The sequence below is a fragment of the Pseudomonas jinjuensis genome, from assembly GCF_900103845.1.
Lineage (GTDB): Bacteria > Pseudomonadota > Gammaproteobacteria > Pseudomonadales > Pseudomonadaceae > Pseudomonas > Pseudomonas jinjuensis.
Genome location: NZ_FNIJ01000021.1, coordinates 93,211 through 104,216, shown reverse-complemented (window position 1 = coordinate 104,216; position 11,006 = coordinate 93,211). Strand labels below are relative to the sequence as shown.

Here is an 11,006-nt window from a genome sequence, read left to right as displayed (position 1 = left end):
TGTCGCGGGCATGGCCCGCTCCTACGGGAAAGTCTGGTGTTGTGGCTCCCTCACCCCAGCCCTGGCTGCGCGCCCCGCTCCAGAGGGAGAGGGGGCAGATTGGCGTCGGGGTGAATGCCGTGCCACCCGGCGACTCCGAACGGTCCCCTCTCCCTGAGGGAGAGGGTTAGGGTGAGGGGGAAGCATCAAGACGATGTAAGACAGTTGCTCCTACAGGCTGCTCCTGCAGGGACTGTGCCCCGGGAAAACAACAAGGCGCCGAACGGTCACCCGCCGCCCCTCAATCCCGCCGTCCGACAGCCGATAACCACCTGGCTTGTCAGACTATTCCACATCATGCACCCTGCTTTGCCATGGAAGTCGGCCGAGGCCGAACACCTCGCCCTGCACTGGAACCCGCTGCGCATGAAGAGCCATCCCGATGCCGCCACCCGACCGGCGGCTGAGGTTGTGACGCAACTCCCCATCCCCTCGCGACTCGGCATGTTGCGCTTCGAACGCAGCAACGAGGCGAGTTGGGCGCTGCTGTTCCTCGATCCCGGCTGCGAGCGCCTGTTCGGCGTCTCGGCCACAGACCTGTGCAGCCTCATCGACGCCCCCTTCGCCAGCCTGATGGAGCCCGAGGCGCGCTACCGGCTGCACGAGCAGATCCAGCAGCAGCTGCTGCAGGACCGCCGCTACAGCGTCCGCTACAACCTGCATACGCCGAAGGGCTGCCTGAGCGTGCTGGAGATCGGCACGGCCTTCCAGCACCATGGCCGCCAGCTGCTGCATGGCTACCTGCTGCCGGAAGAGAACCTCGCCCTCGACGAGCCACAGCCGGACGAGCAGGAAATGCGCCTGCGCATGTCCCTGGAGCTGTACCAGCGCGCCCAGGAAGAACAGCTGCAGCACCTGTTGCGCTCGCGCACCCAGCAGAACCTCATCGTGCGCCTCGCGCGGCATCGCTACCTGTCCGACGACCCGCTGCTGGAGGCGGCGCGGCTGATCGCCCAGGCCGCCTGCGAGACCTACGACGTGGCGCGCGCAGGCATCTGGCGGCTGCATGCCGGCAACCGCCTGGAAGCGGTCACCGTCTACTGCCGCGACACCGGCGCCTACGAGAAACCGGCGGACATCGATGCCGACCACTTCCCCTACTACCTCGAAGCGCTCAACAGCGGCCGCGCCATCGACGCCCACAACGTCATGCAGGACCCGCGCACCCGCGAGCTGGCCAGCCAGTTCCTGCGCCCGCTGGGCGTCGGCTCCCTGCTCGACGCGAGCATCCGCGTCGGCGGCGAGGTGGTCGGGGTGCTCTGCCTGGAACATGTCGGCGCGCCGCGCCAGTGGCAGAGCGACGAGATCGCCTTCGCCGGCGAACTGGCCGACCAGTACGCCCACGTGCTGATGAACCACGAGCGGCGCAGCGTCTCCAGCACCCTGCACCTGTTCCAGCGCGCCGTCGAACAGAGTTCCAGCGCCTTCCTGCTGCTCGACCGCGACGGCCTGCTGGAATACGTCAACCCCGCCTTCACCAGCATCACCCAGTACGGCGCCGACGAGGTCCGCGGCCGGCGCCTGGCGGAACTGCCGGCGCTGGCCAGCTTCGCCGAACGCCTGCCCGAGGCCCAGGCCGCGCTGGCCGCGCAGACCACCTGGCAGGGCGAATTCCGCAGCCGGCGCAAGGACCTCGAACCCTACTGGGCGCAGCTGTCGCTGACCAAGGTCTGCGCCGAGAACGGCGAGCCGACCCACTACATCGGCATCTACGAAGACATCACGCGCAACAAGCTGACCCAGCGCCACATCGAGAAGCTGGCCTGGCGCGACAACCTCACCGGCCTGGCCAACCGGCACTTCTTCATCAACACCCTCAGCGAGCGCCTGCAGGCCGCCGCCGACCAGCGGCTCAGCCTGCTGCTGGTGGACATCGACAACTTCAAGCGGATCAACGACAGCCTCGGCCACCAGACCGGCGACAAGCTGCTCGCCCGCCTGGCCCGGCGGCTGAACAGCAGCCTGGGCGACAACGCCACCCTGGCGCGCTTCGCCAGCAACGAGTTCGCCGTGCTCCTCGACGAATCGAACGCGGGCCACAGCGAGCGCATCGCCGGGCAGTTGCTGGAAGTGCTGAACAAGCCGCTGTTCGTCGACAACCAGCTGATCAGCATCACCGGCTCCATCGGCCTGGCCTATGCGCCGCAGCATGGCCGCGACCCGCATACCCTGATGAAGCATGCGGGCCTGGCGCTGCACAAGGCCAAGGCCAACGGCAAGCACCGCACCCAGACCTTCACCGAGGAACTGACCGCCGAGGCCAGCAACAAGCTGTTCGTCGAGAGCAACCTGCGCCGGGCCCTGGCCCATGACGAGCTGGCCGTGCACTACCAGCCCAAGCTGTGCCTGCGCAGCGGCCAGTTGCTCGGCCTGGAGGCGCTGGTGCGCTGGCAGCATCCCAGCAAGGGCATGATCGGCCCGGAGCAGTTCATCAGCGTCGCCGAGGACACCGGGCTGATCATCCCCATCGGCAAATGGGTGATCCGCGAGGCCTGCCGGCGCATCCGCCAGCTCAACGGCCAGGGCTTCGGCCATCTGCGCGTGGCGATCAACCTGTCGCCGCGGCAGTTCGGCGATCCCGACCTGGTCGGCTCGATCGCCGCGATCCTCGACGAAGAGGAAGTCTCCGCCGCGCAGCTGGAGCTGGAGCTCACCGAAAGCCTGCTGCTCGACGCCACCGACGACACGCGCCAGCAACTGCTGCGCCTGAAGAGCCTGGGGCTGACCCTGGCGATGGACGACTTCGGCACCGGCTACTCGTCGCTGAGCTACCTGAAGAAATTCCCCATCGACGTGATCAAGATCGACCGCAGCTTCATCAAGGACATCCCGGACAACCAGGACGACGTGGAAATCACCTCGGCGGTGATCGCCATGGCCCACAACCTCAAGCTGCTGGTGGTCGCCGAAGGCGTGGAAACCGCTGCCCAGCTGGCCTTCCTGCGCCGCAACCGCTGCGACATCGGCCAGGGCTTCCTGTTCGACCGGCCGATTCCCGGCGAGGAACTGCGGGAACGCCTGCGCCGCTATCCGCCGCGCTCCGGCTGAACCGATACGCATCCGCCCGTCGCCAGGCCGGCAAAAACCTGTACTCTCTTTCGCCTACCCCGTCGACGATAGAGACATTCCGGAAAAGGAGACGAATGCCATGGTCCTGCGCTCGCAAATACTGACCCAGAAGCTGGAGCTGCCCAGCGCCGCCCAGGCCCTGCCGGGCCGGGAAAGCCCGATGCCGGTGCCGGAAGCGCATTACGTCAACGGCCGCCCGCTGGAAGCGCCCTTCCCCGCCGGCATGCAGCAGATCATCCTCGGCCTCGGCTGCTTCTGGGGCGCCGAGCGGCGCTTCTGGCAGCAGCCGGGCGTGTGGGTCACCGCGGTCGGCTACGCCGGCGGCCTGACGCCGAACCCGACCTACGACGAAGTCTGCTCCGGCCTGACCGGGCATTCCGAAGTGGTGCTGGTGGTCTACGACCCGCGCGAAACCAGCATCGGGAAGCTGCTCAAGGTGTTCTGGGAATCCCACGACCCGACCCAGGGCATGCGCCAGGGCAACGACACCGGCACCCAGTACCGCTCGGCCATCTACTGGTTCGACCACGCCCAGAAGGATGCCATCGACGCCAGCCACGCCGCCTTCCAGGCCGAACTGGCGCGCAGCGGCTACGGCCCGATCACCACGGAAATCCGCGAGGTGCCGCCCTTCTATTACGCCGAGGCCTATCACCAGCAGTACCTGGCGAAGAATCCGAATGGCTATTGCGGGTTGGGCGGCACCGGGGTCTGTCTGCCGGCCTGAGCCGGCCGGGAATGACCGGGCTCAGCCCGGGACATCCCAGCTGACGAAAGCCCAGCGCATCGGCGCGCCACCGCGCCGGGCGCGCTCGGGGTCGGCGCGGAACCAGGCCTGAAGGGCTACCCGCTCGTCGTCGGAGAGGCTGCCGAACGACCAGGCGATCTTCTCGGCGAACTCCTCGAAGCGCTCGCAGCCGGCCAGCCGGCTGGGCGTCTGGATATAGTCCAGGCGCGGGTGGATGCCCCGCCGGTACAGCAGGTTGATCGTGTAGATGTAGTCGGGGAACGCCGGTGGCAGCTCGCGCCCCAGCACGGAGGCGATCTCGCTGTCGATGAAGCGCCCGCCGACCAGCTGGGTCATGTAGACGCGCAGGCGGGCATGCCGGTTGATCCGCTCGAGGATCGCATCCAGGTCGGCGACCAGGGCCGAACGCGAGGCGACCAGGATGTCGCAGACCGGCACGTCGCTCCAGTCGTCCTCCCAGGCGCGCAGGATCGGCTGCACGTTGTCCAGTCCGAGCTCGCGGGCGTTGCTCTCCAGGCATTCGAGCATCGCCGGACTGTAGTCCAGGCCATGGACCCGCTCCAGGCGCCCGGCCAGCGGCAGGCAGATGGCCCCGGGACCGCAGCCGACATCCAGCAGACTGCGCGCGCCGGTGAGATCCATGCGCTCGATGAAGGCTTCGCTGTAGGGGCCGCCCAGGCTCTTGCGGCTCATCTCCCTGGCCCGCCGGTCCCAGGCGCCGGCCGGCTTGGGCTGGTGCGCGGCGCAGCGCATGTGCTGGCGGTAGCGCTCGGCGAAATCGATGTCATCCAGGCTCATGGTCACTCCCCCCGGTCAATCCGGAAAACAGTTGCAATTGGGTGCGAATCTGCTGCGCCGGCAGGTCGTAGAGCCAGGCCAGGCGCTCCACGCTGAGCGCATCCCGGCAGTGGAAAAGGCAGCCCTGCCGGAACAGCGCGATACGGTCGGCCACGCGCAGCGCGTGTTCCGGCTGGTGGGTGCAAATCAGGATGCCCAGCCCCTGCCCGCGCAGCGCCTGGATATGCTCCAGCACGCGGATCTGGTTGCCGAAGTCCAGGCTGGCGGTGGGCTCGTCCAGCACCAGGAGGGAAGGCTCCTGCGCCAGCGCGCGGGCGATCAGCACCAGTTGCTGTTCCCCGCCGCTCAGGGTGGTGTAGATGCGTTGCCGCAAGTGGGCGATGCCAAGACGCTCCAGGCAGGCACAGGCCACGCTTCGATCATGCGCCGAAGGGCTGGAGAAAGCCCCCAGGTGCGCACTGCGCCCGAGCAGGACCATCTCCTCGACGCTGAACGGGAAGCCCCGGCCCTGGGCCTGGGGCACATAGCCGATGCGCCCGGCCAGCGTGCGCCGGGACCACTGCGGCAGCGGACGTCCGTCCAGCAGGACAGTGCCGCCCAGGGGCGCCAGCAGCCCGAGCATGGTCTTGAACAGGGTGGACTTGCCGCTGCCGTTGGGGCCAAGCAGGCAGAGCACTTCACCGCGCTGCAGATGCAGGTCCATGCCCTGGCCAAGCAGCCGGCCCGGGTAGCCGATCGCCAGTTGCCGCGCTTCCAGCCGGCTCATGCGCTGCGCCCGCCACGCGCCAGAAGCACCAGGAAGAATGGCGCGCCGACCAGCGCGGTGAGAATGCCCAGCGGCAGCTCCATGGCCGCCACGGTACGCGCCAGGGTATCGGTGAGCAGCAGGAAGCCAGCGCCCAGCAACAGGCTGGCAGGCAGCAGGCGGGAAAACTCCGCGCCCACCAGCAGCCGCGCCATGTGCGGCACGACCAGGCCGATCCAGCCGATGATGCCGGTGATGGACACGGCGCTGGCGGTCATCAGGGTTGCCGCCACTATCAACAGGCGCCGGGTGCGGACGATATTCAGGCCCAGGGCGGCGGCTTCCTCGTCGCTCAGGCTGAGCAGGTTGACGCGCCAGCGCAACAGGACCAGCGGCAGCACCCCGAACAGCATGAGCGGCGCCGCGCCCAGCAGGTCCTCCCGGCTGACGCCATTGAGGCCGCCCAGCAGCCAGAAGGTGATGCTGGCCAACTGGGTATAGGGGTCGGAAAGCACCTTCAGCAGGGAAATCCCCGCCCCCAGCAGCGCCGACAGCGCCACCCCGGCCAGCACCAGGACCAGTACCGGATCATGCCGCCCGACCCGGCTGGCTAGCAGATACACCGAGGCCACTGCCAGCAGGCCGCCGCAGAATGCCGACAGCTGCACCCACGGCAACGACAGGCCGAGGAAGATGGCGAGGACCGCCCCCAGCCCGGCCCCGGCCGAAACGCCGAGGATATCGGGCGACACCAGTGGATTGCGGAACATGCTCTGGTACGCGGCACCGGCCGCGGACAGGCTGGCGCCGACTGCCAGGGCGGCGAGAATGCGCGGCATACGGAGATTCCACAGCACGGTTTCGATCCGTTCGGGCACGCTCCCGGGGTCGCCGCCAAGGTGCGCGGCCAGCGACTGCCAGAGATCGGCGGGACGCAGCGGATATTTGCCGGCCAGCAGGGCGATGAGCAGGCAGGCCAGCAGCGCGCCCGCCAGCATGGCCCAGACGCCGATACGACCGGTTGCCGGAACGGAGCTCATCGCAGCGCCTCGAAAGCTGCCCCGGGACCGCCGGGAATCGCCGCGTATGGATTGCGGGGGTGGCTGGACAGCAACTGGCGAATCTGCGCTTCGCCCAGCTCCATGGAGTAGAACAGCGCAAAGAACTCCCGGACCCGCCCCGGCAGGGCTGCGGCCTCGCCGGGATTGACCAGCGCCAGCAACCATTCCAGGCCGAGCAGGCGATTGACGCCCGGCGGGCCATCCAGCCAGCCGAAGGGGAGCGCGGGCGCGCGATGGACCTTGTCGGCGCGTACCGCCGGCAAGTCCCGCCAGAGGGCGGATTGGCGAATGTACTGCTGCAATCCGGCATCCTGGCAAAGCACGATATCCGGCTGCCAATCCAGCAACTGCTCCAGCGAGACTCTCGCCAGGCCGCCGGAACCAAGCCGCGCGGCGACATTCTCCAGGCCGGCCAGCTCGACTGCCTCGGCATGGATGGAGCCGCCCCGGCTGGTTTCCAGCCCGTCCGGCCCCCGCGCCAGGTAGACCGTACCGGGACGGCCGGAGCCATTCCGGCTGCGCTCCAGTATCGCTTGCGCATGAGCCGCCAGCCGCTCGCCACGTTCCTCGACGCCAAAGCGTGCGGACGCTTCACGCAGCAACGATGGCGTATCCGCCAGGCGGCCCGCGAAGCTCACGCAGGGGATTCCGGTTTGCGCGCTGGCCCTGGCATTCGCCGAGAGGAAGGTGTCGTCGGCGGTACCGGTGTCGACGATCAGGTCCGGCGCCAGGCCGACCAGGGTCTCCATGGAGATGGTGCTGCCCCGCCCCGCCAGGCGGCCCAGTACAGGCAGGTCACGCTGCGCCGGGGCGATCAGGTCGCGGTTTTCCGCCGCCAGTGGCCATGGCCAGCCGAGCAGCTTGTCCGGGGCCAGGCAATAGACCAGCACCGCGGCGGGAGGACCGGCGGCGAAGATCCGGCGCACCCGTCCCGCCGCAGGCGGCTGGCCGAACACGGCAGCCAGGGTGCCATCGCCAGCCTGCAACAGTCCGGGCAGCAGCCAGGGCGCGTAACCCAGCACCTGCAGCAGTTGCCGGCGCCTCACGCCAGCGCCTCCACGGGACGGGTGGGCAGGGCATCGGCCCAGGCGAGCAAGGCGCTTTCCTCGCAGGGCAGGACCGCCTTCGCTGCACCGGTGAAGCGTTGCCAGTCGGCCAGATACTGCGGGCTCACCAGGGTCAGCAGGGGAATGCCTTCGCTCATCAGGGCCAGCATCTCGGGAGCGAAGCCTCGACCGCTGGCTTCCATCGCCCCGAAGCGGTTGACCAGCACCAGGTCCGGCGCTTCCGCGAGCGCTCGCCGCAATACCGTGCTGGCCTGCGCAAGGCCGCCGGGATCGAGGCTGCACGCCTGCGAACCCGGCCCGAGCGGCTGGGAGATGGCGAAGCTGCATCCGTCGTGCACGTCGCGAACCAGCATCGGCAGACGCCCATGCGGGTCCTTGCCCCGGCTGGTGAGCAGGCCGCGCACCCGCCAGCCGGCCAGTTGCAGGCGCTTGCAGAAACGCCAGAGCAACTCGTTGCCTTCGTCCCGCCCGCCATGCAGAACGGCTGCGAAAGGGAAAACCGTCATGTGACACTCTCCTGTCTGGCCACGGGCTGCCGCCGCAATCCGCGCATATCTAGAAATCGAAGCTGGCATTGGCGAACAGGGTCCGGCCGGGCATGGGGAAGCCCTCGTTGAATTCGTAGTCCTTGTCGCCCAGGTTGCTCACGCCCAGTTCCAGCGCCAGGTCCGGCCGCGGCTTCCATACGCCCTTGGCGCCGAGGATGGCGAACCCGCCGAGCGTCTCGTAGCGCGATGCCGAGGCGGACGAGCTGACTTCCCGGCCCTGTTCCGCATCGAGGGTGGTCTGCAGCTCCCACTGCGCGCCGGGGAACCAGCTCAGATGGGCGAACAGCTTGTGCCTTGGCGAGTCGGTGAGCGGTATGTCCCGATCGCTCAGGTTGTCGCGGTCCAGATAGGTGTAGGCGGCGCCCATCTTCCAGCGATCCGCCAGGGCCTGCTCGAGGGACAGCTCCAGGCCGCGGTGCCGCGCCTTGCTGATGTTCTGCGCCTGGTTGCATTCCTTCCCGCCGCTGCAGGACGAGCCGGGAACGATGGCGCTCTGGATGAGATCGCGAATGTGGCTGTAGAACAGCGCGGCTTCCGCGTAGCTACCGTCCCAGGGCTCGCCACGCAGGCCCAGCTCGGCGTGGCGGGCCTCTTCGGGCTTCAGGTCCGGATTGGGCAGGGCACTGCCCATGCGCGCCGAGTAGCGATCCTTGATGGTCGGCAGGCGTGACTTGCGCGCCACGCTGGCATAGGCCTCCAGCCCCGGCCCCAGGTCGTGCGCCAGTTCGGCCAGGGCGTTGGTGGCATCGGTGGTGCCGGTGGGCCAGTAATACACCTGGCGCGCCTCGCGTTCCTCATGGTCGACACCCAGGCGCAGACGCCAGTCGCCGGCGATCTCGATGAGGTCCTCGACGGCGATCGAACGGGTCACGTCGCGGTACTTCTTGTCCGGCGAGCCTGCCGCCTTGTCGACATGCCGGTCGTCCTTGTAGTGCAGCGCCAGGTGCAGCTCATGGCCGTCGAAATGACGGCTGACCAGTTCCACCGCCGAACCGTAGGTCTTGTCGTCGTAGATGCTGCGCGGACCGTCCAGGGTCGTGTAGCTGGCACCCTTGAACATATCGATACTGTTCTTGTACTTGTCCGCGTACAGGCGAAGCTTCAGGGTCAGCTCATCGTTCAGGTCGGTGGAGCTGAGGAAGTACAGGCTTTCCTTGTCCCAGTAGGGCCATTGCCAGTAGCGGGCGCCCTTGCCGCGGCCGGTATAGACGGGGTTGCCTTTCTCCCCCTCCTGCTTGCTGTAGGCGAGAGCGTATTCATCGCTGTCGTTGGGCGTGAAACCGATCTTCAGCGAACCCTTCCTGTCGGTGCGATAGGCATTCTCCCGACGGTCGCCGGTATCGGTGGGTTTTGGCTTGTGGTCGGTGAAACTGCGGCCCAGGGCGAAACTGTCGGCGTCCAGGTACGAAGCGCCCAGCTGGAAGTACCACAGGCCCTGGTTGGAGCCCAGGTTGGCGGCGACCTTGCGTTCACTGCCGGTGGCGGCGCCGATGCGCACATTGCCCTCCAGCTCCCGCGCGGGCTTGCGGGTGACCAGGTTGATCGCGCCGCCCATGATGTTCGGGCCATAGAGCAGCGAAGCGGCGCCCTTGGCCACGCGGATCTCGGCAAGGTCGAAGGTGGTGAAGCGGGCGAAATCCACATAGCCGTCATAGGGCACGTACTGGGGAATACCGTCCAGGAACAGCGGCACCTGGCGGGCATCGAAGCCGCGGACATAGACGATGTCCTCATTGCGGCTGTTGTGGGAGAGGTTGACCCCCGGCAGTGTGTTGACCGCGCTGCTGACCGTGTCGCGATTGAACGCGCGCATGGCCTCCTCGCCTATCACCTCCTCACTGGTCGTACGCGCGCGCTCGCCGCGGACCACCACGCTGCCCAGCTCGAAGACGCTATCCGCCGCCAGGGCTTCGGGCAGCGGGAAAACAGCCATGCTCGCCACCGTGCCACCCAGCCAGGCACGGCGAACGACGCGAGACAAACGGAATCCGGCTGGCGACAGCGGACCTGGGTACTGCATGACTTGCTCCTTGTGTAGCGACTGATAGGCAGGTTCGTTGCGGGCGCACTCAGGCCAGCCGCAGCGTGATGCGCTGGGCGAGATCGTCGAAGAGGTGGTAGCCGGAGGCTCCTTCGGTGAGCAGTTCGAGCAGTGCCTGCGGCTGGCGCACGCGAACTCCGCACAGCAGGGTGACGCCACGCCTGATGAAAGGACCGGGCAGCAGGGGGACCGTGGGGCCGACCAGGGCGATCCGCGAACCGGGGCGGGCCCAGCTCAGCAACTGGTCGAGGCTGCCGTCGAGCAGCGTGGTGCCGGTGGCGATCACCACATCGGCCCACGGGATCACCCGATAGGCATGTTCCGCAGGCACGTAATGCCGCAGTTCGCCGGGCTTGAGGGTGGAGGGATGCTTCTCCAGTACGCGGAAGTCCTGGTCGCGCTTGCGCAGTTCGCGCAGATAAGGCGCGAAGGCGCCAACCACCACGACCCTGTCGGCCGGCTGCAGGTCCAGCTCGGCGAATATGTCGCCGGCTTCCCTGAACCCGCAGGCAGGAACGCCATTGCGCCGCCACAGGGTTTCCACCAGCGCGTTGAACGTGGCCAGGGCCAGCGTGCGGCGCAAGGCAGCGGTGTGCTCGAGGTCCTGCAGCACGGACCTGACAGGCTTGCCCTTCAGCTTGCCGGCGAACGGCAGGGCTTTCGCCGAACTGGGACAACACACCGCCTCGGGTATCGACTTGATCGGCGTTGCGCACAATCCGGTGGCACCGTTCTCAAGCTGGACACCGGTGAAGAAGATTCCAACCGCCACCGACTGCAGACGCAGATGCCCCAGTTCGTCCTGCAGCTGACATTCGAGCTCCGCCCGCAAATCGTTGAGCATGAGAGATAGCGCTCCCTGGTAAATCGGAGCGCTATATTCGTTTCTA

9 protein-coding genes are annotated in these 11,006 nt (G+C 67.7%); 2 read left to right on the top strand and 7 right to left on the bottom strand.

The window, feature by feature from the left end; translation table 11 throughout:
- Positions 1-405: 405 nt before the first annotated feature.
- Positions 406-3,087: a putative bifunctional diguanylate cyclase/phosphodiesterase gene (locus tag BLR75_RS23890; protein WP_084314549.1), complete on the top strand. Its 2,682-nt coding sequence runs from the start codon at positions 406-408 to the stop codon at positions 3,085-3,087.
- Between the two features lie 100 nt (positions 3,088-3,187).
- Complete coding sequence (gene msrA / locus BLR75_RS23885; RefSeq protein WP_084314545.1) at positions 3,188-3,835, top strand: peptide-methionine (S)-S-oxide reductase MsrA; 648 nt, start codon at positions 3,188-3,190, stop codon at positions 3,833-3,835.
- 21 nt (positions 3,836-3,856) lie between these two features.
- Here the strand turns inward: msrA and BLR75_RS23880 are convergent, their stop codons facing one another.
- From BLR75_RS23880 to BLR75_RS23850, 7 genes are read right to left on the bottom strand one after another with little or no spacing between them, the layout of a single operon-like run.
- Entirely contained in the window at positions 3,857-4,654 is a 798-nt protein-coding gene (locus tag BLR75_RS23880) for a class I SAM-dependent methyltransferase (RefSeq protein ID WP_084314544.1), read from the bottom strand.
- Entirely contained in the window at positions 4,641-5,420 is a 780-nt protein-coding gene (locus BLR75_RS23875) for an ABC transporter ATP-binding protein (RefSeq protein ID WP_084314543.1), read from the bottom strand. Before BLR75_RS23875 ends, BLR75_RS23880 begins: the two co-directional genes overlap by 14 nt.
- Positions 5,417-6,439: a FecCD family ABC transporter permease gene (locus tag BLR75_RS23870; RefSeq protein ID WP_245726188.1), complete on the bottom strand. Its 1,023-nt coding sequence runs from the start codon at positions 6,437-6,439 to the stop codon at positions 5,417-5,419. The genes BLR75_RS23875 and BLR75_RS23870 overlap by 4 nt, the downstream gene beginning before the upstream one ends.
- On the bottom strand, positions 6,436-7,506 hold the full coding sequence (locus BLR75_RS23865; RefSeq protein ID WP_084314542.1) for an ABC transporter substrate-binding protein: 1,071 nt from the start codon (positions 7,504-7,506) through the stop codon (positions 6,436-6,438). The genes BLR75_RS23870 and BLR75_RS23865 overlap by 4 nt, the downstream gene beginning before the upstream one ends.
- Complete coding sequence (locus BLR75_RS23860) at positions 7,503-8,033, bottom strand: DUF2478 domain-containing protein (RefSeq protein WP_084314541.1); 531 nt, start codon at positions 8,031-8,033, stop codon at positions 7,503-7,505. Before BLR75_RS23860 ends, BLR75_RS23865 begins: the two co-directional genes overlap by 4 nt.
- Positions 8,034-8,082: 49 nt before the next feature.
- A complete protein-coding gene (locus tag BLR75_RS23855; protein WP_084314540.1) occupies positions 8,083-10,095 on the bottom strand; it encodes a TonB-dependent receptor plug domain-containing protein in 2,013 nt (670 codons plus the stop codon).
- A 49-nt stretch (positions 10,096-10,144) separates the two neighbouring features.
- On the bottom strand, positions 10,145-10,960 hold the full coding sequence (locus tag BLR75_RS23850) for a DUF364 domain-containing protein (protein WP_084314539.1): 816 nt from the start codon (positions 10,958-10,960) through the stop codon (positions 10,145-10,147).
- Between the last annotated feature and the right edge of the window lie 46 nt (positions 10,961-11,006).